The sequence below is a fragment of the Sphingobacterium puteale genome, from assembly GCF_003627955.1.
Classification (GTDB): Bacteria; Bacteroidota; Bacteroidia; order Sphingobacteriales; family Sphingobacteriaceae; genus Sphingobacterium; species Sphingobacterium puteale.
In genome coordinates, this window is record NZ_RBWS01000013.1 from 25086 (window position 1) to 50091 (window position 25006).

Annotated in this window: 21 protein-coding genes and 1 other RNA gene; 12 read left to right on the forward strand and 10 right to left on the reverse strand. The window is 41.0% G+C overall.

The window, feature by feature from the left end; all coding sequences use genetic code 11:
• The first annotated feature begins 1 nt into the window (after nucleotide 1).
• Complete coding sequence (locus D7322_RS17160) at nucleotides 2-1462, forward strand: glutamate synthase subunit beta (protein WP_121125489.1); 1461 nt, start codon at nucleotides 2-4, stop codon at nucleotides 1460-1462.
• Nucleotides 1463-1619: 157 nt separating this feature from the next.
• Here D7322_RS17160 and D7322_RS17165 read toward each other — a convergent pair whose 3' ends face one another.
• The gene (locus D7322_RS17165) at nucleotides 1620-2918 is read right to left on the reverse strand and encodes an esterase-like activity of phytase family protein (protein ID WP_121125490.1); all 1299 of its coding nucleotides are present in this window, start codon (nucleotides 2916-2918) and stop codon (nucleotides 1620-1622) included.
• 178 nt (nucleotides 2919-3096) lie between these two features.
• Here D7322_RS17165 and D7322_RS17170 point away from each other — a divergent pair, with 178 nt between their 5' ends.
• Nucleotides 3097-6147, forward strand: coding sequence for a VIT domain-containing protein (locus tag D7322_RS17170; RefSeq protein WP_183078736.1), 3051 nt, complete (start codon nucleotides 3097-3099; stop codon nucleotides 6145-6147).
• Between the two features lie 119 nt (nucleotides 6148-6266).
• On the opposite strand, the gene D7322_RS17175 is transcribed toward D7322_RS17170, so the two are convergent.
• From D7322_RS17175 to tgt, 3 genes are all read right to left on the reverse strand, one after another.
• Nucleotides 6267-7178: a DMT family transporter gene (locus D7322_RS17175; protein ID WP_121125492.1), complete on the reverse strand. Its 912-nt coding sequence runs from the start codon at nucleotides 7176-7178 to the stop codon at nucleotides 6267-6269.
• Nucleotides 7179-7284: 106 nt separating this feature from the next.
• On the reverse strand, nucleotides 7285-8364 hold the full coding sequence (locus D7322_RS17180; RefSeq protein ID WP_121125493.1) for an LptF/LptG family permease: 1080 nt from the start codon (nucleotides 8362-8364) through the stop codon (nucleotides 7285-7287).
• A gap of 101 nt (nucleotides 8365-8465) precedes the next feature.
• Nucleotides 8466-9596 carry a tRNA guanosine(34) transglycosylase Tgt gene (gene tgt / locus D7322_RS17185; RefSeq protein ID WP_108635974.1) on the reverse strand — a complete coding sequence of 377 codons (1131 nt, stop codon included), beginning with the start codon at nucleotides 9594-9596 and terminating at the stop codon, nucleotides 8466-8468.
• Nucleotides 9597-9822: 226 nt separating this feature from the next.
• On the opposite strand from tgt, the gene D7322_RS17190 reads away from it, so the two are divergent.
• Entirely contained in the window at nucleotides 9823-10986 is a 1164-nt protein-coding gene (locus tag D7322_RS17190; protein ID WP_245971364.1) for a glycosyltransferase, read from the forward strand.
• Between the two features lie 21 nt (nucleotides 10987-11007).
• Nucleotides 11008-11646 carry a 16S rRNA (guanine(527)-N(7))-methyltransferase RsmG gene (gene rsmG, locus D7322_RS17195; RefSeq protein ID WP_183078737.1) on the forward strand — a complete coding sequence of 213 codons (639 nt, stop codon included), beginning with the start codon at nucleotides 11008-11010 and terminating at the stop codon, nucleotides 11644-11646.
• On the opposite strand, the gene D7322_RS17200 is transcribed toward rsmG, so the two are convergent.
• Together D7322_RS17200 and D7322_RS17205 are read right to left on the reverse strand one after the other, a co-directional pair.
• A complete protein-coding gene (locus D7322_RS17200) occupies nucleotides 11647-12237 on the reverse strand; it encodes a hypothetical protein (protein WP_121125495.1) in 591 nt (196 codons plus the stop codon).
• 77 nt (nucleotides 12238-12314) lie between these two features.
• The gene (locus tag D7322_RS17205) at nucleotides 12315-12548 is read right to left on the reverse strand and encodes a hypothetical protein (RefSeq protein ID WP_121125496.1); all 234 of its coding nucleotides are present in this window, start codon (nucleotides 12546-12548) and stop codon (nucleotides 12315-12317) included.
• 244 nt (nucleotides 12549-12792) lie between these two features.
• Between D7322_RS17205 and dprA the strand changes: the two genes are divergently transcribed.
• The 5 genes from dprA (at nucleotide 12793) to accD (ending at nucleotide 16997) form a co-directional block, all read left to right on the forward strand.
• Nucleotides 12793-13914, forward strand: a complete 1122-nt coding sequence (gene dprA / locus D7322_RS17210) for a DNA-processing protein DprA (protein WP_121125497.1) — start codon at nucleotides 12793-12795, stop codon at nucleotides 13912-13914.
• Nucleotides 13915-13972: 58 nt separating this feature from the next.
• Nucleotides 13973-15475: an MFS transporter gene (locus tag D7322_RS17215; protein WP_121125498.1), complete on the forward strand. Its 1503-nt coding sequence runs from the start codon at nucleotides 13973-13975 to the stop codon at nucleotides 15473-15475.
• Nucleotides 15468-15695 carry a DUF6814 family protein gene (locus D7322_RS17220; protein WP_121125499.1) on the forward strand — a complete coding sequence of 76 codons (228 nt, stop codon included), beginning with the start codon at nucleotides 15468-15470 and terminating at the stop codon, nucleotides 15693-15695. Before D7322_RS17215 ends, D7322_RS17220 begins: the two co-directional genes overlap by 8 nt.
• 150 nt (nucleotides 15696-15845) lie before the next feature.
• Nucleotides 15846-15943: signal recognition particle sRNA small type (ffs, locus tag D7322_RS17225), an RNA gene on the forward strand.
• A 211-nt stretch (nucleotides 15944-16154) separates the two neighbouring features.
• Nucleotides 16155-16997, forward strand: a complete 843-nt coding sequence (accD, locus tag D7322_RS17230) for an acetyl-CoA carboxylase, carboxyltransferase subunit beta (RefSeq protein ID WP_121125500.1) — start codon at nucleotides 16155-16157, stop codon at nucleotides 16995-16997.
• A gap of 83 nt (nucleotides 16998-17080) precedes the next feature.
• Here accD and D7322_RS17235 read toward each other — a convergent pair whose 3' ends face one another.
• Entirely contained in the window at nucleotides 17081-17449 is a 369-nt protein-coding gene (locus D7322_RS17235) for a hypothetical protein (RefSeq protein WP_245971365.1), read from the reverse strand.
• A gap of 221 nt (nucleotides 17450-17670) precedes the next feature.
• Here D7322_RS17235 and D7322_RS17240 point away from each other — a divergent pair, with 221 nt between their 5' ends.
• The gene (locus D7322_RS17240; RefSeq protein ID WP_077437903.1) at nucleotides 17671-18006 is read left to right on the forward strand and encodes a MerR family transcriptional regulator; all 336 of its coding nucleotides are present in this window, start codon (nucleotides 17671-17673) and stop codon (nucleotides 18004-18006) included.
• A 160-nt stretch (nucleotides 18007-18166) separates the two neighbouring features.
• On the opposite strand, the gene D7322_RS17245 is transcribed toward D7322_RS17240, so the two are convergent.
• Entirely contained in the window at nucleotides 18167-18661 is a 495-nt protein-coding gene (locus D7322_RS17245; protein WP_121125502.1) for a metallophosphoesterase family protein, read from the reverse strand.
• Nucleotides 18662-18664: 3 nt separating this feature from the next.
• Nucleotides 18665-19372, reverse strand: coding sequence for a tRNA1(Val) (adenine(37)-N6)-methyltransferase (locus D7322_RS17250; protein ID WP_121125503.1), 708 nt, complete (start codon nucleotides 19370-19372; stop codon nucleotides 18665-18667).
• A gap of 94 nt (nucleotides 19373-19466) precedes the next feature.
• Between D7322_RS17250 and D7322_RS17255 the strand changes: the two genes are divergently transcribed.
• A complete protein-coding gene (locus D7322_RS17255; protein ID WP_147430460.1) occupies nucleotides 19467-20612 on the forward strand; it encodes a hypothetical protein in 1146 nt (381 codons plus the stop codon).
• A 96-nt stretch (nucleotides 20613-20708) separates the two neighbouring features.
• Here the strand turns inward: D7322_RS17255 and mutS are convergent, their stop codons facing one another.
• Nucleotides 20709-23315, reverse strand: a complete 2607-nt coding sequence (gene mutS, locus D7322_RS17260; RefSeq protein ID WP_121125505.1) for a DNA mismatch repair protein MutS — start codon at nucleotides 23313-23315, stop codon at nucleotides 20709-20711.
• Nucleotides 23316-23459: 144 nt separating this feature from the next.
• On the opposite strand from mutS, the gene D7322_RS17265 reads away from it, so the two are divergent.
• A complete protein-coding gene (locus D7322_RS17265; protein WP_121125506.1) occupies nucleotides 23460-24989 on the forward strand; it encodes a TlpA family protein disulfide reductase in 1530 nt (509 codons plus the stop codon).
• The last annotated feature ends 17 nt before the right edge of the window (nucleotides 24990-25006 follow it).

A 25006-nucleotide genomic window follows, 5' to 3' on the forward strand; every position in this document is an offset into this window, starting at 1 on the left:
CATGGGAAAAATTACAGGTTTTAAAGAATTTGAGCGCGTGCTTCCAACAAAAGAAGCTGTTGAAGGCCGTGTGCAGCACTTCAAAGAATTTAATAAAGGATATTCTGAGAATGAGCTGAATAAACAGGCCGCGCGTTGTATGGATTGCGGTATTCCGTTTTGTCATTCAGGCTGTCCGCTGGGCAATGTCATTCCTGAATTCAATGATGCCGTATACGACGGTAAATGGGAAGAGGCTTATCAGATCCTGACCTCGACCAACAACTTTCCTGAATTTACAGGTAGAATATGTCCTGCTCCTTGCGAATCGGCCTGCGTATTGGGCATCCATAGCACACCGATCACAATTGAAGAAATTGAAAAGCATATCATTGAGATTGCATTCAAAAAAGGCTATGTAAAGGCCCATAAGAGCTATTTAAAAACAGGAAAACGTGTTGCCGTGGTCGGTTCCGGCCCGGCCGGACTTGCTGCCGCAGCACAATTGAATAAAGCGGGCCATGACGTCACTGTTTTTGAACGTGACGATCAGGTAGGCGGCTTACTCCGCTATGGTATTCCGGATTTTAAACTGGAGAAGTCTGTTATCGACCGCCGGATTAATTTAATGAAAGAGTCTGGGATTGAATTTAGCGTAAATACAGAGGTAGGAAAAGACATTAGCTTTTACGAATTGAAAGCTTATGATGCCGTAGTATTGGCTACTGGATCGACCATCCCCTGGCACATGCAGTTGCCCGGACATGAAGCCAAAGGAATCCATTTCGCCATGGACTTCTTGAAACAGCAGAACAAAGAAGTCAGTGGCATCAGTATTGACGAGGAACGCATTTTAGCGACAGATAAACATGTGGTCGTGATTGGTGACGGTGATACAGGCTCGGACTGTATAGGTACCTCCAACCGCCACCGGGCCAAAAGTATTACACAGATCGCCCGTAAACCAACACCTTCAAAAGAACGTTTAAGAAACAATCCCTGGCCGATGGACAAAGTGACCTTCGCAACCTCCTCTTCACAAGAAGAAGGTTGTGAGCGTCTTTGGGCAACGGAGACGCAAGAATTTGTTCACGACGAAAATGGCCATGTCAAAGCGGTAAAAATTAAAGAAGTTCAATACGAAGTCGACGAATTTGGACGCCGTACGAGATTGGGTGAATCCGAAGTTCGGGAAATTCCAGCTGATCTAGTTTTATTGGCTATTGGCTACAAACATACCGAGCAAAGACTATTGGAGCAACTCGGTGTGCGCGTGGACGAAAAAGGAAATATTCTGGCTAATGATAAAGATTACCAAACTTCAGTGGAAAATATCTTTACAGCGGGTGACTGCCGCAAAGGGCAATCCTTGGTGGTCTGGGCGATTTCTGAAGGCCGGGAGTGCGCACGAAAAGTAGACGAATACCTCATGGGCTATTCCGAACTTGAAAGCAAGGATTTCTTGGCTACCCAACAAGCTTAATTGTAGTCTACTATAGACAGACATAAATAAAAAATGGATCAGGATTCTTTTTATCACAATAAAAAGAATCCTTCAGCAATTTACTAGTTTCAAAATGGAAATATCAAAAAATACCTGACTTTTTAAAACAGGTATTTTTTGATATCAACCAAAGTCGTTATTTCAAAGGAGTCTTTAATTTAATAAAATAGATGCTATTCTGATCTACCGTCTTTATAGCCGGTAATATCTTCGACTCGTAAAAACCTTCTCCTGTAACCCCAAAATCATCATCGTTACATACGGCAATTAAAGATGAATTGATAACCGCCAAACCCTCTGCTTTGTCGTGCGGATATAACTCTTTGATATCGGTCATTAAATCAGCAACCAAGGTTTTGGTTACAGGCTTAATATTATATTCCGCCAGGGTCTTTGCATCTTTCAGTTCTTCGACCGTCTTTGTACCATTCCCAGGAAACAAACCATTAACACCATTATTAGGATCAGAAATATCTGTTGCACCCGCAAGGTCGATATGATAGATTTTTTTGAACACATCACCACGTGTTGCTTCTGTTGCATATGCACCGTCACGTTCCAATACAATAAAGGTAGAGTTAGACACCGCAGCAATTTCACTGACAGCCTGCAAATCGGTCTTTTCCATCATATACACATACTGCTTGGTATTTCCTGTTGCGATATCCATGGTTACGATACGGATAACCAAAGAATTCTTCACCGCATCTTTTGAAGGATTATAGAGTGGAAATTGCATAATACCTACCAATGTCTTTCCATCAGGCGTAATGGTCAATCCCTCCATCCCTCGATTTGCCCGGCGCTTAGCAAATACCAATGGTAATTTCTTTCCTGTTGTCCAAGGATTGATCCGCTCAATCTCCTTTCCAGAAGCATCAAAGTGAACGATATGTGGTCCATATTCATCACTTACCCACCAAGAACCGTCAGCGGCTCTTGCCAAGCCCTCCGAATCGATACCATCTTCGCTTTTTCCCAAATCCTTTCCATTCGTATCCAAAGCTTTCTCTCCCGAACCACCTTTTCCCTCAGGGTTCGGCAAGCCGTTCAATTTTACGCCGTTCTTATTCTTTAATTCAATAGCTGATTCAAAAACCAGCACATTATCCTTTAATCGAAATTTACCGATCTGAGGGGTAAACATCGGGTTAGCAAAAACTTTACTATCTTTTTCCGTACCATCAATATTTGGCCCGCGATCTGTTAAGAGGTAAAACACTGTCTTATCATTCGGATCCTGAACCATGGAAGAGCCATACCCACCATTATATACCTTTACCTCACCAATCGTACTCAATACTTTTGGATCCATGGCTACAGCCTTATCCGGATAAGTTAAATTGACAATCGGATCAATGATCTTTGATACATCATCCTTACTGCAGGAGGCACACAAAAGAGCAATCCCCAATACACTGTATAATCTTTTCATAATTTATTCTATTATCCTGCAAACATAAACCTCGCATATTAGGGCATCATTAACAAACGTTTAAATAACTTACATCCACCGACCAAACCAAATGACAAATAAAAATAGATTGACTTTATGGAATTTCGTTTTTCATTGCATCACTCAGAAAATAATTGATAAACAAATCATTTCAAAGATGAAAAAGACAATATTAGCCCTCCTCACCTTATTGGTATTTTCCAATGTGGATACAAAGTCTCAAATAAAACCAACCCGTGAGGTCCCCAGCTTAAAAATAAAAAATGAGCAACGTCTAGATGCAGCAAAACTCGTCGACCTAAAAGTAGCTGTTAGTATTTTTGGAAATATTGCAAAAACATCCATAACCATGACTTTCGAAAACACGACAAATCGGGATCTTGAAGGAGAACTTACTTTCCCGATGCCGGAAGGCGTTTCCGTTAGCGGTTATGCGCTGGATATCAATGGAAAACTACGTCAGGCGGTACCTGTGGACAAAAATAAAGGAACCGAAGTTTTTGAAAGTATAGAAACACGACGAGTAGACCCCGGATTGCTTGAAAAAGTAGAAGGAAACAATTTCCGAAGCCGAATCTATCCCCTACCTTCAAAAGGACAGCGTACGGTCCAGATTAGTTATTCCGAAAACCTAACACCGGAATCCGATCAGGCATTATACTATTATCTGCCTTTGAACTATAATTCCATTATTGAAAACGTCGAGCTGAACATCAACGTTTACCAAGGCAATAAAAAACCAAGCTTTACTGAGCAACCCGATGGTTCCTTGGCATTTGCTGAACAAAATCATAACTACGCCGCTACACTACACAAGCAACAGTTTAAATCCTCAAAAAATCTGGCGATTAAGCTCCCTTTAAACGAAAACGCCGTCTCCGGATTAAAACAATTCAACCAAGATGGTAGTTTTTACTTTCTCGCCAATGCAAAAATGGAAATCCCAAAGCAGACGCAAAAAAAATGGGGCAACAGCCTCGCCATTATTTGGGATCGTTCACTAAGTTCAAAAAATAGAGATCTGGACAAAGAATTCAGTCTCCTGGATCAGTTTTTCAATGAAAATCAGAATATATCTGTGGATCTAGGGTATCTAGATATTCGTTTCAGTAAAGCCCGCACTTTTCAGATCAACAACGGAAACTGGACAGAATTGAAGGATTACCTAAAACAGACTGTTTATGACGGCGGTACTGATTATAGCCAAGTGAAGAGCGGAGTTCTGCATGGCGCAAATTACCTCTTTTTCAGTGACGGACTTTCTACATTTGGCCAAGGTAAAATTGTGCTGGATAAGCCCACTTATTGCATTACTTCGTCAACAGCCTCAGATTATGCGAACCTCAAACAAATTGCTCAGACGCATTTTGGAAAAATGGTCAACTTGACAGCAACAACAGCCAATCAAGCCTATAACGCGTTAAACACAATTGACCTCCTCTTCTTGGGTGTAAAAGAACAATATGCTTTTACCGAAATCTATCCCGAAAAGGGCTCCCCTATTCAATCCTATTTTTCTGTTTCGGGACTTGGTAAAAACAGTGATGCAAAAGAAATCACACTTTTAGTCGGTGATGGAACACAGATAATTAAAGAGATCAAAGTTCCATTAAAGTCCGACAATGGCGAGATCGATCTGCAACAGATCTGGGCACAAAAGAAAATAAATACACTGGACATCCAATACGACGACCATCGGGATGAAATCGAAGCAATCGGAAAACAATTTGGCATTGTGACACGGAACACCAGTTTAATTGTTTTGGAAAATTTGGAAGATTATATACGTTATGCAATCACGCCACCAGCTGAGTTGCTTCCCGAATTCAATCGACTCATAAAAGAAGAGCGCATCGAAAAGGAAGAACGCGTAGCGGATTTATTGACACAGGCCCAGAATATCACCGAACAACTTCAATCTTGGTGGAATACCGACTTTCAGCAAAAAACGAAATATCCACAACGGGATCGGTCAGGTCGGTCTACTGGTACAGCTATTGCTCAAGACGCTCCCACTGTAAATATCGCTGTTCCCCCCACACCATCCCGTCCCGTCGCAAGCCCAGTGGCTACACCGCCGGTTGTGGAAGCCAGATCATCAGTAGGGACTAGTGACGACAAGAGCATGTCTGCAGTCGCCAATTCAGGAGCTGCTACCGAAGCGGCCAGCAAAGTAATGCTGGAGGGAATCTCATCCAACGACGCACTTCAAAAAACCGCTACTGTAGATGCTGTTCAGGCACTAGAAGGACGCGTTGCTGGAGTACAACCCACCAGTCCCCTCGGCAGCACAACCGGCAAAATAAGTATTCCCGAAATTAAGGAAGACAATGCTTACCTAAAGGAACTCAATCAATCCAAAGATCCTTACAGAAGCTATCTTCAGCTACGGGATCAGTATATGGGAACACCTACCTTCTATTTCGATGTTGCCAACTTCTTTTTCAAAAAGGGAGATAGGCAAAAGGCCTTACTTATCCTAAGTGCGTTGGCAGACCTGCAAATTGAAAATGCAGATCTTTACAAGACCATTTCCTACAAGCTCCGTGAATGGGGTGATGTCGACAATGCCTTGTACATAGCCGGTAAAGTACTGAAATGGCGACCAATGGATCCACAGAGCCATCGTGATTATGCCCTAGTATTACAGGATAAAGGTCGTTATAAAGAAGCCTTGGATGAACTTTATGGTATCTTGACACAAAGCTATTCACCCGAGGCCGCAAATAGAGATGATGGTATCGAAGAAATTCTTGTGATGGAGATCAATAACCTCATTAAACTTCAGAAAAACGCAACTGCAAAAGTTGCTGTGGAGAAAAAGCTGATTGCCGACCTACCCGTTGACATGCGCGTAGTCATCAACTGGAATTCCCAAAACACCGATATCGATCTTTGGGTAACTGATCCAAACGGAGAAAAATGCTTCTACAGCAACCCCGCAACAGCAATCGGCGGCCGCCTCAGTAACGACTTTACCGGAGGCTACGGTCCAGAACAATTTTTATTAAAGAAAGCATTAAAAGGAAAATATAAAATAGAAGTTGATTTCTACAACGACAGTTCTCTGACCTTGGCCGGTCCAGCTGCTGTTCTGGCAGAAATATACACCTATTATAGCACCGGAAGACAGGAACGGAAACTCACGACGATTTACCTTGATAGAGATCAGGAGAGAAATGTTCTGGTAGGTGAATTTACCTTTTAATTTGCCCGCCAATTGAATTCTTGATATGCTGAACGATCAAAGCGAACTACTGTCAGGAATAGGAGTGTGTACAACAAAAGATTACCGACTGTCCGCCTTTTTGGACAGCCCGGTAATTTTTAATGTAGTTTTCGGATAATAAGATCTTTTTGTCTTTTCTCCAGTTTCGTTTTCACATAAGGATAGGTAAACACAGCTCCGAGAACGATACAAGCACCAAGATAAAACCCACCACTCATCGTTTCTTTCTGACCAAAGATCAACATTGCTAAAAGTATACCATAGACAGGCTCCAGATTAGTGGTTAATGCAACAGTAAAAGCGGATAATTCCTTCATTACTGCTACCCCCATCACATAGGCCACCGCCGTACAAACTACACCTAATAATAAAAGATAAATCAGATCCTGTTGTCCCAATTTCATCTCAGCATTAAAATCTCCTGTAAACAGCATAAGTATACTGATCCAAAAACAGGCACCCAGCATTTCATAAAACGTAATCAGTGTCGGACTGGATTTCTTGACCATCCTAGCATTGGCAATGGAAAATATACTGGCACAAAAAGCACAGCCAAGCCCCGCCAGTAAGCCGACCAAATAATGCGTTTCAAAGGAAAATATGGTATAAATCCCCACGATGATCACCAGACCAACTACAATGTCCAATAGCGCGATCCGCTTTTTATTGATAATCGGTTCCAATATTGCCGTAAACAATGTCACCGAAGATAAGGTTACCAACGTGACCGAGACCGTAGATACTTTGATGGAATAAAAAAATAAAACCCAATGTAGACCAACCACGGCCCCTACCATAAAAAACTGGAGAAACTGTTTTCTGGAAACTACTACCGTTTGTTTGGTCAACAGGAAATAGGCCAGCAAAGAAATAGAAGCTATCGCCACGCGGTACCAAACCAGATGAATCGCAGAAACAGAAATGAGACTCCCTAGAATCCCCGTAAATCCCCAAATCAGGATTGTTAAATGCAGAATTAAGATATTCCGATTTAGATGAATTTTGGACATATTCAATAGAATATAAATTATTTGTAATGGCAATGAAAAATCACCATGCGCAGCACTTATTTTCCCTTTTCTTGTGCGCTGCTTAAGCTGATGATCGTAATCGGAGTTATTTTGGCGCCTTTATCGCCAGATAAATTGCGACTAATAAAAAAGTCACATTTGGAATCAATACCGCAATTATCGGCGGCAATCCGCCTTTCAGTGAAAACATGGTGGCAAATTGGATAAAAACAATATACGTAAAACTCAAGCCGATTCCGACACCAAGACTTAAACCAATACCACCTCTGACTTTTTTGGAGGAAAGCGCTACCCCCATGAGCGTCAGAACAAAAGCCGAAAATGGGTAAACATAGCGTTTATATTTTTCCAGCAATAGGTCATTCATTACCCCCGTTCCCCTCGTTTCTTCTTTATGGATACGGATATTGAGTTCTCGCGTATCCATGGCAGTAAACATATTATCCCTTAACTCAAAATCAGAGGGTTTCATATCCAATGTCGTATCTTTGACTGTTCCTTTGTCCATTCGCTCGCGTAAGCCATTGATAATACGGTTGGTGTATCCCTCTATTTTCCATTTCGTCGCCACTGAATCCCAGGTAATACGGTCTGCCATCATCTTCTCCTTCAATGTATCTCCTTTGAAAATCTCCAGGACGAAACCATAGCCAGTCTTGGTAGCATTATCAAAATTGTCAATATACACGTAACTGTTTTTATCCAGCTGCATATGTGTTGATACCCGGGAGTTGTCCTTCAATGGTTTCACATAGATATTCTCAAAATCCACCTTCATTTTATTGGTATGCGGAATAATGAATATATTGAATACGAAAGATACAGCAAAGATTATTGTTGCAGCTATCATATAAGGCCGCAACAAACGGTTGAAACTATAACCCGCACTTAATATCGGGACAATCTCGGTTTGGTCCGCCATTTTCGAAGTGAAAAAGATCACCGCGATGAAGTTAATTAACGGACAGAGAAAATTAAGATAAAATGGAATAAACCCGGCATAATACTCAAAGATAATCTTATCCAATGGTGCTTTGTATTTCAGAAAATCATCCAATCTTTCGGACACATCAAAGACGACCATCACCACAGTGAATATGGCCATCGTGAAAACAAATGTTGTCAGATACTTTTTGATGATGTAACGATCGATTAACGAAAGCATATTGTTAGATTTGAGTATTAAGATATGAGATTTGAGACTCTACTTCTGCAAGCCCAGGGCTCACATACTTTATCTATGTTTTATTTTTTTATGTGACTCCATTACAAACGTTGATCCAAAATTTTCACCATTTTATTTTTCCAGTCATAGAATGTACCGTCTATGATTTTCTCCCGGGCCTGATTGACTAACCAAAGATAAAAATGTAAATTGTGTAATGAAGCAATTTGTGCACCTAAAATTTCCTGTGATTTTATCAGGTGCCGTAAATACGCTTTTGAATAGAACTGATCTGCATGTAAATCGCTTTCTGCTTCAATAGGCGAAAAATCGTCCTTCCATTTTTCATTCTTAATGTTGATGATCCCGTTTTGTGTAAAAAGCATCCCATTTCTTGCATTACGCGTTGGCATGACACAGTCAAACATATCGACTCCCAAAGCGATATTTTCCAGGATATTTACAGGGGTACCTACTCCCATCAAATAACGCGGTTTTTCTTTAGGCAAAATATCACAGACCACTTCGGTCATCGCGTACATTTCCTCTGCTGGTTCACCCACGGACAATCCTCCGATTGCATTTCCGTCCCGGTTAAAGGAGGCTATTGTCTCTGCGGATTTTATTCTTAGGTCCTTATAAACTGAGCCTTGTACAATAGGAAACAAAGTCTGATCATATCCATATAGCGGATCCGTGCTATCAAAACGATCGACACATCGCTTCAACCAACGATGGGTCATATCCAATGAACGACGTGCATAACCATAATCACAAGGGTAAGGTGTACACTCATCGAAGGCCATGATGATATCCGCACCGATAATACGCTGCGTATCCATAACATTTTCTGGCGTAAAAAGATGTTTTGAACCATCAATATGCGAACGGAAAGTTACCCCTTCTTCTTTAATCTTACGCACTTCCGTCAGGGAGTACACCTGATAACCGCCAGAATCGGTCAAAATCGGACGATCCCAGCCGTTAAACTTATGCAATCCACCAGCTTTATTCAAGACGTTCAATCCCGGACGCAAATAAAGATGATAGGTATTCCCCAAAATAATCTGTGCTTCAATATCATTTTTCAACTCATGCTGATGAATGGCCTTCACCGTACCGGCGGTGCCAACAGGCATAAAGATGGGAGTTTGAATGGGACCGTGTGCAGTTTCGACAACACCCGCACGTGCTTTTGATAATGTATCTTGTGCTTGTAGCGTAAATTTCATTAATATTTTCCTCTGAGACTAATTTCATTTTAGTAGACAGGCCTCTGCATGTGTTTTTCCCATTAATTATGGGCAAGACTGTTTTCAACAACGGAAATATGGTTCCGCTTGCCAGTGTGTTTACGCCCGTCCTTTCCTAAAATATGTTGCAAAAATACTACAAAAAGATTTGCAAACAGGATGTTTCACGAATAAATTATCATTTTCCTTTATAAAAAGATTATGAATGCGCTTATCTTTGTGGGCTATGCTTGACCTACATGTATTTTTGGCCAATCTTCCATATATTATATTTGGAATATTAGGTCTTTTCCTATTGGCACAATTATATTACATCTTATTTGTTTACAGCAAATTAAGCAGGTACCAAATTGAAGCTTATCAAGATGGAACGGATCTCCCGGCAATATCTGTCATTATCTGTGCGCACAACGAGCAGGATAATCTCCGTGAATACTTGCCCAGTATCCTTGAACAAGATTATCCCAATTTTGAGGTTATTGTTGTCAACGACTTTTCGACCGACGAAACACCATGGATACTCCAGGAATTTGATGAGCAATATGCCCATTTAAAAATTGTCGATATCAAAGAGCATATCCGATTGAAACATGGCAAAAAATTCGCGGTAAGTATGGGGATCAAGGCTTCAAAACATCAGACTTTGGTATTTACCGATGCAGATTGTGCTCCTCAATCTGATCAGTGGCTGAAAGAGGTTGCATCGGCTTTTAGGCCAGAGACCGAAATCGTATTGGGCTATTCGCCTTATTTAAAAAAAAGAAGCTTACTCAATTTGCTGATTCGGTTTGAAACGAGCCATACCGCGATGAGCTATTTATCCTATGCACTCAAAGGAGACGCCTATATGGGTGTTGGCCGAAACATGGCCTACAAAAAAGAACTCTTCTTCCGCAACAAGGGATTCGCCGCCCACATGCATGTCAAATCCGGTGACGACGATCTTTTTGTCAACCAAAATGCCACCGCAACCAATGTCAATATCGTCCTCGCACCAACCGCAATTGTTTACTCGGTACCCAAAACAACCTGGAAAAGCTATTATAAACAAAAAGCAAGACATTCAGGAGCCTCTACCATTTATAAAAAACGTCACCAGCGCATGTTGGGTATACAACTGGTCTCTGCAGTATTGTTTTACGTAACCTTGATTGCTGTTGCTATTGCTTTTCCGATGTTCTGGTACGTTCCGCTTACAGCTTACCTGCTCAGACTATTCACCCAATGGGCCATTTTTTCATCTATTTACAGGAAACTCGAAGTGAAAGAACTGATTTGGTGGCTTCCTTTGGTAGACTTCATCTACTATTTCTATATTTGTATCAATGGTTTGTTCAGCCGAAAAAAGAAAAAAATAAGCTGGAAATAATTCACCCCTTTAAAAAATCACATGTTGAATCCTACAGTCGATATCATATACTCCTATTTTCCGAAATTAACGGATATACAAAAAGAACAGTTTGCCAAACTTGCAGACCTCTACACTTTTTGGAATAGTCAGATCAATGTAATTTCACGTAAGGATATTGATAGCCTATATCTTCATCACGTATTACATTCATTGGGTATCGCCAAATTTGTTCAGGAGTTGACTCCGGGAACACAGATTTTGGATGTCGGTACCGGTGGCGGGTTTCCGGGCATCCCCATGGCGATCCTTTTCCCCGACGTCAAGTTCCACTTAGTCGATTCGATCGGAAAAAAAATCAAGGTAGTCCGTGAAGTCGCCGCAGGACTAGGCCTTAAAAATGTTGAAGCCGACCATATTCGCGCAGAACAATTGGATGACAAATATGATTTTGTCATCTCGCGGGCAGTAACTAGACTTGGAGAATTCACCCCCTGGATCCGAAACAAATTCGCAAAGAAAGATAAAAACGGTATTCCCAACGGAATTCTTTATCTAAAAGGTGGTGACCTGAGCGAAGAAATCAAAGAATCCAAACTAAAAGCCGAATTGTACCCGCTCTCGGGCTACTTTAAGGAAGATTTTTTTGAAACAAAATATTTGGTATACGTACCGATGTAATCAAAGTTTAGCATTATCCATAGGCAGTTGAAGCCGCCTGTGGATAATGTCTACAGAATCTAGATAATATGTTAAGCACTTATGTATATAAGCGATCTTCTCATACCGATCGTGCTCACGGAACCACTTTATAGTGGGTTCATAATATATCCTAAATTTGCGCAATGAATCTCCCGACAACTTACTGTATTCTTTCGTCAGCGGGTACCATTCCTCCCGAATTAGATCCTGTTGGTATTCCTTTTCAAACTGTCGCTGAAGCTTTCTCGCATTCCGCCCTTTTCGACTTAATTTATTATAAAGCTTATTAATACTAAGCCCTATCCCACCTTTCTTGGGTAAGGTAACCATCTCCTTGCTATCCCCTAAGGCGTAAATGGATTTGTAAGTTTCTTTTTTTTCGTTAAGCCTGTCGTCGGCTGGGTTATTTTTACGCTTCACCTGGACTGTATCTAACCGAAGCGTATCTTTTCCATTCTTCTTTTTTACGGTATCCTGCAAAACGAATTCTACAGGCTGAGCGAAAACCGGCCGATCACAAGCAAAATAAACACAAAAAGCGATTAAAAATAGGAAACCAATACGTGCCATATCTATAATTGATTATCCTAAAATAATCAACCTCAGATAAGAGCAAAATAATTTTAACGATCTTTAACTTACAAGACTTATTGGTTAAGTTCTTTTTTGATCTCCTCCCCGATCAGATTAATCTCTTCATCCATTCCAAACATCGGCAATTCGGTTTCTGGATTTAGTTTTAGCCAAGTGGTATCGGTATCCTTTATAATTTTCACATATTCCATTCCTTCTTTAAAGATCACATAGGTATCTTCTTCTTCCGGAAAAACAGAATAAATTATATCGCCCAATTCTATATCAAAAGGTTCTTTCATTTCCATACTAAAAATATTGTTAATTCAACAAAGCTACCAAATCAAACCATTCTTCGCAAAAACAGCCTCAAATTGTTCCCCTAAAAGGAACGGTTCTGAAATCAACCAGCAATACGATCTCAGGGTTACGGCTTATCAGAAGAACAACACAACTAAGATTTGTGGAAAACGGCCACAAAATCAAATGATTAATTCTAATGAAAAGCACTACAAGATTTATAATTTTTCACTATATTTAGAGTACCCAATTATGAAATTAATCTATCCCATAGCTTTGACTAAGATCAAGGGCATTGGCCCTAGAACAGCGCGTAATATCATGGACCATTGCGACAACTTAGCGGATTTCTTCTCTTACTCAAAAAAAGAACTGATGCAGATCCCGGGGGTGAAGGCATCTATCGCCGATGCTGTCCGTAACAAAACTTACCTGTCAGCCTGCGAAAAGGAACTCGCTTTTATCGACAAACATCACATTAAAGCGCTATGGATCGAAGATAAGGAATACCCCGATAGACTAAAACAATGTGATGATGCCCCCCTCATGTTATATTACAAGGGAAATGCAGTGCTCAACGCAACAAAAGTCATCAGCATCGTCGGGACAAGAAATGCGACACATTATGGGCAGAAAATATGCGAGGACCTGATCAGTGACTTAAATGAAAACCGGGACACGCTGATCGTCAGCGGCCTAGCCTATGGCATTGATGCTCTGGCACACCGCAATGCCTTAAAAAATAATATCCCGACCGTTGCGGTACTAGCTCATGGACTGGATCGGATATACCCAGCATCTCATCGCGAACTCGCATCAAAAATGCTCGAAAATGGTGGACTATTAACTGAATTCACATCTGAGACCATACCCGAACGAGTCAATTTTCCAATGCGTAACCGCATTATCGCCGGGATGGCAGATGTTACTATCGTGGTAGAAGCGGCAATTAAGGGCGGCGCATTAATTACAGCCGAAATAGCGAATAGTTATAACAGAGACGTATGTGCCTTTCCGGGATCCATATACGAGAAGAGCAGTGAAGGAACCAATTATCTGATCAAAACAAATCGTGCCCACATGATCAGACATGCCGAAGATCTCGCCTATGTCATGAATTGGGAAATCAGTAAAAAAAATGACGTATACCAGCAGTTAGCCCTCCCATTGAGTTTGACTAAAGATCAGGAAAGCCTTTTCACTCTCATTCACCAAAGCGGACAACTGGAACTTGATCAAATGATCAAGCTGCTGAGCTGGCCGCAGAGTAAGCTGGCCCTGGTCTTATTAGAACTGGAAATGCAATCGTTGATCCGTTCACTCCCCGGAAAAGTATATAAATCGCTTGCGGCGTCACCATTGGTGGCCAAGTAAATGTAAGGACGACCTAATAAACGTAAAAATTAATTCAATAACACTAAACCGATTATTAATGAACGAAAACAGTACAAAGAGCATCTGGAAAGTCATCGGCGCCTCATCCATGGGCACTCTCATTGAGTGGTATGACTTTTTTATTTTTGGAAGTCTCTCCATCGTAATTTCAACCAAATTTTTTCCTGCCGATAATCCCACAGCGGCCTTTCTATCGACATTGGCTACTTTTGCCGCTGGATTTGTCGTACGCCCTTTTGGAGCATTGTTTTTTGGTCGCTTGGGCGATATCATCGGCCGCAAATACACCTTTATGGTAACACTGATGCTGATGGGTGGCGCAACCTTTCTGATTGGTTGTATTCCAAGTTACGAAACGATCGGTTTTTGGGCACCATTGATTGTTTTGATCCTACGGCTTCTGCAAGGACTCGCTCTGGGCGGCGAATATGGTGGTGCGGCGACTTATGTCGCCGAACATGCTCCGTTGGGGCAACGTGGTTATTGGACATCCTGGATACAGACCACCGCCACATTTGGGCTGTTTATATCCCTTGTGGTGATTCTTTTAACCAAAAGTTTTCTGAGTGAGATACAATTTGACAGCTGGGGATGGCGTATCCCTTTCCTACTCTCCTTAGTAATGGTCTATGTTTCATACCTGATCCGTAAAAAAATGAAGGAATCGCCTGAGTTTAGCAAAGCGAAAGCAGAAGGTAAGACAAGTACCAACCCACTCAAGGAAAGTTTCGGAAATCGCTATAACCTCAAATTTGTATTACTCGCCTTATTTGGAGCCGCCATGGGCCAGGGAGTGGTATGGTACACAGGACAGTTTTACTCCATGAGTTTCATGAAAACAGTCATGCACCTGCAATCCGATCAGGCAGATACCATTTTAGGTATCGCGTTATTATTAGGCACTCCATTTTTTGTCGTATTTGGATGGCTTAGCGATAAGGTTGGTCGCAAGTGGATTATGCTGGGTGGTATGCTCCTGGCGGTGCTGACCTATCGCCCCATTTACGAAGCGATGTATCAGCTATCAAATGTACAGCAAAAAAACAAGCTCGACGAAACAACAGTACCGAGCATACAGCAGAATTCGACCATTGTTACCATCACAAAAAGCCAATATGCCGATGGGACAGAAATGACCAGTTCAAAAATACAACATCAGGAAGGAGAACTTAAAGGAAAAGAAACGGTCAAAACAACCGTACATTTAACAGGCAAAAATTACATACTGCTCGTTGTCCTTATATTTATACAGGTCATCTATATTACGATGGTTTATGGACCTATTGCAGCATTTTTAGTAGAACTGTTTCCTGTAAAAATCCGATATACCTCCATGTCTTTACCGTATCATGTGGGCAACGGTATATTTGGAGGGCTCCTTCCGGCAGTTTCCACCTACCTTACCACAAATGCAGAAGCCTCGAATACGCCACAGTTTTATCTGGCGGGACTAGGGTATCCTATCCTTATTGCTGCAGTCTGCTTTATTATCGGTAGTCTATACATCAACAACAAATCAACACCTCCGAACCATGAATAATCTGAAAAAACTTCTCGGTATAGTATGGATCATACTAGCCATATACACGGCATATTTTTCCATTTTTGAATTGGCATTACCTAAAATTGCTACAGGACATCAAGAGGATCTGGTCTTTGGTATCATTATCCTCTGTATCTTAACACCGATCATTTCCCTCGGTTTGGGGCTGTTTGGCTACTATTCTTTGCTGGGCGAATACGACAGAAAGAAGATGTAATGCATAAAAAAAGGCTTCATGGCCATCTTAAAGGATTATTTATACCAACAAGATGGCCCTTTGAACAATTTATTCTAATGAGAATCAGCAAAGTAGGAGAAAAAGGCATTTTTTCTTTCCTAAAACTATTTTTTTTTCTACTTTTGTGCTGGGTAAGTCTTCTACGACCAGCTCCCATTGACTCCCCCAGGTTGGGAACAAAGCAAGGGTATTTGGTTGAGCGGTGCGATAGAAGTAGCTTACCCTTTTTTTGTGCCCAAATTTTTGATCAGGGATCGTCCTCAACCTCAGCCACCCCAATTTAGCCCAACAATATGCTCTCAAATCGAGTGTCTTATCCGCCGACCAGTGTCCCTTAACACACGAAACAATTGATTTACTGCCCTTTACATTCAACACAATTATAATTGTATATAAAAGCATTTTTATCTAAGTTTGTAATCGAATAAGAACTATCGTATGAGTTGGTTTAAAAGAGAAAAAGCTGGTATTAGCACAGCTACCGCTAATAAAAAAGAAGCACCGGATGGTATGTGGAACAAGTGTCCCACGTGTAAAAAACCACTGCTGCATCTTGAACAAGTAGAAAACGACTATGTTTGTCAATATTGTGGCCATCATTTAAGAATTGGCTCCAAAGAATATTTTTCAATTTTATTTGACAATAACGAATTTACTGAACTGTTTCCCAACCTAAATTCTGGTGACCCGCTGGAATTTTTCGATTCAAAACCATATCCTGAACGCTTAAAAGAAAGTCAAGCAAAAACGGGCCTTAAAGATGCGATACGCTCTGGTCACGGTAAAATGAATGGCCAAGACATCGTGATCGCTTGTATGGACTTTAGCTTTATCGGCGGATCGATGGGATCTGTCGTTGGAGAAAAAATCGCGCGCTCGATTGATTACTGCCTCGAGCATAAAATTCCTTTTATGCTGATCTCAAAATCAGGCGGTGCTCGTATGATGGAAGCCGCTTTCTCTTTGATGCAAATGGCAAAAACTTCAGCCAAATTAGCGTTACTGGCACAAGCAGGGCTTCCTTACGTATGTCTACTGACTGACCCGACCACCGGCGGAGTAACAGCATCTTATGCCATGCTGGGCGATGTTAATATTGCTGAACCCGGCGCGTTGATCGGATTCGCCGGCCCTCGTGTTATTAAAGAAACAATCAAAAAGGACCTTCCTAAAGGATTCCAGACATCTGAGTTTGTACTTGAACATGGATTCTTGGATTTTATCGTTGACCGTAGACAATTAAAAGACAAAGTAGCCACTTATCTCAAATTAGTCGGATAAAACGTAAAAATTAAATATACAAAAAGGCTCTTAACATATTTTAAGAGCCTTTTTTATGCAATTTAAATTGCTGATCGTGTCGTTTATATGTATTTCCAAAATGCCCAGATCTTTCTTCTGGATAAATAGGCAGGATCATCTTCGTGACGATAAGCTTCCCGTTCAAAGGAAATTTGGCGGTAAGCTTTGTCAAAATTCTGAAAATGGGCAAAGCGAACCATAAATTCGCATAAATACCAGAGATAAAAAAACACAATCCCCAGTTCTAAAGCTTGCCGCAAGTGGATACGCTCGTGGCGGATCAGCTCCTTGTTATCTTTAAAAAATGCATGTTTCAGAAATATAATTGGAAAAATAGTAATTGCATCGGCTTTCCCAAAAGAGAATAAATTTGTCCAAAATTTGCTAACGATAATCATCCGATCTGTCCATATAGGTTCAACCCCAGTCAAACTTAGCTAATTTAGTCCTTATTTACAATGCGCACCATAGCGCCACAACAACAACTTGCAATGTCCCAGTCCCAAAGTGGCTAAGACCATGTATAGATCAGAACTTCAATTACCGGTTCTCTTTCACCGCTTTGTTTCCCGGCAACCTAAAATAAGAAACCGCAAAATTTCTTTTTGAATTGGAATTTTTATTAAGTTTGTTATAGATTAATTGCGATGATATGCCGTACAAAGAGCGTGAAATAAATAAATTGTATTATACAATGGGGGAAGTTACAGAGATGTTTGATGTAAATGCATCCCAGATACGTTTTTATGAGCGTGAGTTTGACATTCTTCAACCAAAGAAAAATAAAAAGGGCAACCGACTTTTTACGCAGGAAGATATCGCAAACCTCAAAATCATCTTCAATTTGGTAAAAGAAAAAGGATATACGTTACAAGGTGCAAGAGACTATCTCCGTGACAACAAATCCGAGGCAAAAGAAAATCAACGTGTTGTGGATTCTTTAGAACGCCTGAAGAGCTTCTTGCTGGAAGTCCGTGACTCTTTATAAGAATATCTTCTATATATCCATCTTAAGACAAGAGCTGTAGCACGCCCCTTTAGAGTTTGATAACGCCAAACAAAAAACCTAATATAAAACGGGCAGCAGTTTGTTCGGTCTGATAAAATCTCATCTGCAAACGTCAATAAATGATAGGTCTATTTATGGGCTATCTCCCCTTGAGCTCAATCACTTCAAGATTTTCAATCTTGTCCTTATTGATCTCAAAGCGCATAAGTGTTCTTACTTTATGCCAACCATGTTTGCCTGCAGCACCTGGATTGAGATGAAGGCAATGGATTTTCGGGTCAAAAACAACCTTAAGGATATGGGAATGCCCAGTGATAAACAATTTTGGGGGATTAGCCAATAGGTCGGCCTTGATTCGAGGAGCATACTTCCCCGGATAGCCCCCAATATGGGTCATAAAAACCTCCACCTCTTCACAGGTAAATCTTAAATCTTCAGGAAAACGCAAGCGAAGATCTTTTCCGTCAATATTTCCGTACACCCCACGCAAAGGTCTAAAAGCTTCTAGTTGGTCCGCAATATCGGCGTCGCCGAAATCCCCAGCATGCCAAATCTCATCGCAATCAGCAAAGTACTTGAATACAGATTCGTCTAAATAGGAATGTGTATCCGAAAGAAGTCCAATTTTTGTCATAGTCTAGAAAGCTAAAAAATAAGGCGCCAGAGCATTCTTGTACGAATCCGAGTAAACGCCCCTGGATTTATAAATCACAAATTCACGTCGGTCAACCGTCGTATTTGGCATACGTTCAAAAGTAACGATCTTTCGAATCACGGGCTCTCCAACGAATGAGCTTATTTCAATTTCAGCGGTACGATACAAGCGACGTTCCACTGCCAATGCTATTACTGTTTCCGCGAGTTGTGTAGGAAGAATCAGAACAATTTTACCGTTAGAAGTTAAATACGACGACGCGAACTGTAGTAATTCTCGAAAAAAGTCCAGATCCGTATGCCGGGCTAATTTCTTCCGGACATCTGGATTATGCAGTGAATCTGTGTAAAAAGGAGGATTTGATACAATCAGATCGTAGTGATCGCTTATTTGTAAGTGTTGAAAAGCAGTCGCATGCAATACGAGCCGATCCTTAAAAATCGAATTATTAAAATTTCTTCTCGCCATCTCTGCTGCAAGTTCATCTATCTCCACGGCCTCCACCTGGCTGTCAATCATCCGTTGAGCCAACATAAGGGCGATCACACCTGTGCCCGTACCGACATCCAGCATCCGCCTCGCACCATCCGTATCGACCAATGACGCTAACAATACGCCATCTGTATTGATCTTCATCGCACAATTGGATTGATCAACTTCAAATTGTTTAAATCGAAATATAGACGCCATGAGCCAAAGATAAAACTTTTGAGATGTTTGCCACAAATAACAAAGACATCATTCAATTTATTTATTAATTTAGTCTCTGATAAATCCGTAAGCCATGATGATCCGTCAGTTCATTTTTGCAGTATTTGCTTTCATTTGTTTTCTTGCACCACAAAAAACTTCGGCACAAGAAACATGCGAAAAATATACAGCAGAGGTCCTTCCTTTAATAACAGGAGCGTTGAACAACAATGAGTTCGACAAAATCCCGTCCCTATTGAATACCTTACAGGCCAGCTGTGGTATACCGGAATTCAGCCAGCGTTTACGCATTCTTCTGCTCATTATCGAGAAAAAGGATAGTGGCACAGAAATAGAACGTTATATCAGTAATCAATTGGACAAGACATTTGTTCAACGTTTAGATGCTGCTGACCGGGACGACTTCGCCCAGCAATATGAACAAAATAAATCGATATACAATTTCTTTCCCCTTCGGCATCCCCTGGACAATTTAATCAAGATAAGAGCCCGCGCGCTGCTCTCCTCAACTAACTACAGTCTCGATGACCGTGAAAGAGATATTCTTCATCTGTTTGCCGACACCGATAGCCCAGAAGATGAACCGGCACCTCAAATTACAGAACAACAGAAGAATCGTCCTCAAGCCTACGGAAACAGAAGTAGATCCAAACTGGGCTATGTTCCACTCATCGGTGTGATAAGTCCTCTTGGAGGTTCAAACAAGATTTTTGGAACAAATTTCATGTTTGGATTTATGCTTATGAGTTCATTGGAACGCAAATTTATTTTCGAAGGCGGTTTCCATGTGCGGATCAATTCAAATGATAAAAATATCGCCTATAATTATGAAGGATCCGATGTTACGGTCAATTCCTCCGCCACCGGGTTTATAGGTGGTTCCCTAGGCTATAAAATTTTTGATAACGAAAAATGCATCCTGATTCCCAAAGGCATAATAGGGATAGATATTACAGATACGGGCATCACGGAGAGCGTCTATTCAGACGGATATTATGACCCGGACGGTTACTATTATGAGGGTGGTTACAACGATCGTATGGTAACCATTAATAATGTTCACTTAGGCTTGGGTTTTTCCTCCCTTTTTCAGATGAAAAACAAGAAATATGTTGGAATTGAAGTGGCTTACCACTATGCTCCCTATGATGCGAGCAGCAAGGTACTGACACCGATACAGTCGAATTACGGAACTGCGGCGTTCTTCTTCAGGTTCTAATTCACTTTATCATCAGTTTCTCCATTTGAACCTCTTTCCCTCTTGTTGAAGCAGATCCTTGGGATCCACGTGCGCAATAAGTCAATCTGTTTTTACCTAATTTTTTAGCAAACGCTGAATTTCATCCAGTTTCATCAAGGCCTCCACAGGAGTAAGTGAGTTAACATCCAAGTTGTTCAACATGTCACGGATTTTATTCAGAACCGGATCATCTATAGAAAACATCTGCAACTGATAGGCCTGTTTCTGAATCTTACGCATGCTGTCTTTAATCTGCTCTCCCCCTGTACGCTCCTGTTCCAATCGTTTCAAAATTTGATTGGCACGGTTCAACAGCTTCGGCGGCATTCCAGCGAGCTTGGCAACATGAATACCAAAACTATGTTCGGATCCTCCGGGTACGAGCTTACGCAAAAAGATCACCTTATTATTGACCTCCTTTACTGTAACATTGTAATTTTTTATGCGCTCAAGCGAGGTTGACAGTTCATTCAATTCATGATAATGTGTCGCAAAGAGAGTCTTCGCTTTGGCAGCAGGATGATTATGTAAATATTCTGCTATTGCCCAAGCGATCGAAATTCCATCGTACGTACTTGTTCCACGTCCGATTTCGTCCAAAAGGATCAGACTTCGATCCGAAAGATTATTCATGATACTGGCGGTTTCATTCATCTCCACCATAAATGTAGACTCTCCGGAAGACAAATTATCCGAAGCTCCTACCCTGGTAAATATTTTATCGACAAGACCTATTTTGGCTTCTTTGGCAGGTACAAAACAACCAATCTGTGCCATCAGGACAATTAGCCCTGTCTGACGGAGCAAAGCCGATTTACCCGCCATATTCGGCCCCGTGATAATAATAATCTGCTGTGCTTTGGGGTCAAGATAGGTGTCGTTGGTAATATAATCTTCACCTATCGGCAGATTTTTTTCGATAACAGGATGCCGTCCACCTTTTATATCCAAAATCTTGCTGTCACTTACCTCCGGTTTGACGTAGTAGTTCTTCTCTGCGACAATGGCAAAATTAAGTAGCACGTCCAGCTTGGCAATAAGCTGTGCATTCAATTGAATCGGTTTGATATATTCTGCAATAGCAACCAATAGTTCAGCATAGAGTCTATTTTCCAATGCCTGGATTTTTTCTTCGGCTCCAAGAATCTGCTCTTCATATTCTTTCAGTTCCTCTGTGATATATCGTTCCGCATTGACCAAGGTTTGCTTGCGGATCCACTCCGTGGGAACTTTGTCCTTATGTGTATTCGTTACTTCAAGATAATAACCAAATACATTGTTGAAGGCGATCTTTAGGGACGGGATACCCGTCAGTTCAGCTTCCCTTTTTTGAATTTCCAACAAATAATCTTTACCACCAAAAGAAATCTTACGAAGGCGGTCCAATTCAGCATCAACTCCCGCAGCAATGACGTTGCCTTTATTGATGGCCACGGGCGGCTCAGCCTGTATTTGTTGTTCTATTCGTTCTCGAATAGCGGCACAGGCATCCAATTGATCGGATATCAGGGCCAGCGATTGCGCGTCCTTACGATCGGTCAGTTCCTTGAGGTTTTCAATGGCATGTAAAGCACGTTTCAATTGAACGATCTCTCTCGGATTGGCCTTTTGAAGCCCGATCTTTGATATCAATCGTTCCAGGTCACCAACTTGTTTAATCTGCCCGATCAGCTCGTCCCGCAGTTCACGGTTATTAAAAAAGAAATCCACCACGTCCAGACGTTCCTGAATACCCTTTTTGTCTTTCAACGGCATGACGATCCAACGCTTCAAAAGCCGTGCGCCCATTGGACTGGCTGTATGATCGAGGACATCTGATAGCGTAACTGCATTTTCGTTCATGGATCCGATCAGTTCCAGATTACGGATTGTAAATCGGTCCAGCCACATAAACCGGTCCTCTTCGATCCGCGAAAGCGTAGAGATATGTTGTAGGTTACGGTGTTCCGTCTCATTGAGGTAATGCAGTGCAACCCCAGCAGCAACAATGCCAGCCGGCATCCGGTCCACACCAAAGCCTTTCAGCGAAGCGACTTCAAAGTGCTTTAGCAACGCTTCGGTAGCATAATCTCCGGTATAAGGCCACTCATCCAAAAAATAAGTGTAATAATGTGCTCCGAACTGTTCAATAAAATCCTTGCTCTGTTTCTTCGGCAAAATGATCTCCGTCGGCATGAAGCCCTGAAGCAATTTATCTATATAGGATGTACTTCCCTGAGCAACAAGAAATTCACCAGTCGAAATATCCAGAAAAGCAATACCGATCTTATCTTTATCTGTAAAAATAGAGGCCAGATAGTTGTTCGATTTCTGCTGAACAATGTTATCATTGTAAGAGACTCCAGGAGTAACCAATTCCGTGACGCCACGTTTGACGATCGTTTTGGTTGTTTTGGGATCCTCCAGCTGATCACAGATTGCTACCCGTTGACCTGCACGCACCAATTTAGGGAGATAAGTCTCCAGAGAGTGATGTGGAAAACCCGCCAAAGCCGTTTCGGATTCCGAACCATTTCCTCGTTTCGTCAAAACGATACCCAAAATCTGAGCCGCCTTGATTGCATCCTCACCAAATGTCTCGTAAAAATCGCCAACACGGAACAGCAATAATGCACCAGGATACTTAATCTTGATCGCATTATATTGCTGCATCAACGGAGTTACTTTCTTTTCTTTTGCCAACTTCTAAAATCAAATTTGTGAAGCGTAAAAATAGGATAATATCGTCGCTTTGGCAAATTACAATATCGAACAAATTTTAACATTAATTAAGAGAAATTGATTTTTTTTAATTAATATATTAGGCTTACATATAAACCACTTGTTATGAAAGTCTATTTTATTGCTTTATTGCTTACGCTATGGCTACCATGTATGCTTTATGCGCAAAAGGACCTTGAACCAATTTCCCTAACAGATGAATCCTATGATCAATTGAGCAAAAAACAACTGGCTAAAGTGACTGGTAAAATCATAAATGCTAATCAGGAAGAACTATCCAAAATCCAAATACAATACAGTATCGTCAATTTAATAGGAACTCATCAAAGTAAAGCAACGATACCAGTGAACGCTGATGGCACATTCGAATTTAGACAAACGCATAATCTTCCCTATCAGCAAGTCTGGTTTAACTTGGGTGATTATGATGCCTATACCTGTCTTTATCTTCATGAGGATTTAGAACTCATCTTTGATTTAGAGAAGCTGAAGAAAAACAAGGTTTACATGATCGGTGATGGTATTTCCTTCGCTGGAAAAGATGCAGAAGTAAATCGACAGATGAATGAGTATATCTTATTCGATAAGAAAAATAACCCTGATTTTTACAAACCCCTGCGAAAGCTCGATCCCAAAGATCCCCAGTTTCAGCAAAAACTAGACTCCTTATTTACGATTCAAAGAAATACAAATACAGCATTTTATAAAGCTTATGGTACAACCTGCAAACCGCTAATTGATGCAGCAACTAATGCGCAGTATACCTACAGACTGCTGGATTACTATATGCAAAATAAAATCAACAAAGAAATCGGCGATGGTCTGTTAATCCCGATTTACTCCATTTCCAATGAAGTTAGCGATTATTACCGATTTTTACATTACTATACCAAATATGTCCTCTATCCTGACAACGCAAGTCGTGGCGATTTTGTTAAAGTATCCGATTATATTACCAAAACTTTTCCAGAAAATTATGCAGATATCCTCAACTTAAAATTCGATGATGATGATATCCAAACACAAAATACGATTTATAGTACTTTACTGCCAAAATTAAAGAGTGCATGGGCCAAAGACAACCTCAATATTGAAATAGAAAATTTAACTGCCAAACAGGCAAAACTGAAAGATATATTAGATTCCACTCCTACCGAATCAAAGCAAACCCCTTTCGGCACATTAATTAAAGAGCTCCCTTTCGATGCAGCATTACTATTGAACAATACGAAAACGGGTGCCGAACTTCTTCAAACCATCAAAGCAAAATATCCAAACAAGCTTATCTTATTGGATATATGGGCGACCTGGTGTGGTCCCTGTCTTGATCAGATGCCCTACAGCAAAAAACTACATCACCAAGCAAAAGAGGCAAAACTTCCTGTAGAATTTATTTATCTATGCACCGACGCTTCCTCTAACCAACAAAAATGGATCAACAAAGTAGCAGAACTGGAACAGCCAGGTACACATCTGTTTGTCGCAAATACGGTGATCAGTGAACTATTCACTTTATTTAATCGTTCCGGATTTCCAACATATGTTGTTGTAAAGCCGAATGGAGAAATAGATACAAAAGCTATATCTTGGATGAGTGCTGTGACTTTGGAAAATTTAAAAGAAATGATGAAGTAAAGTATGAAAGTATAACT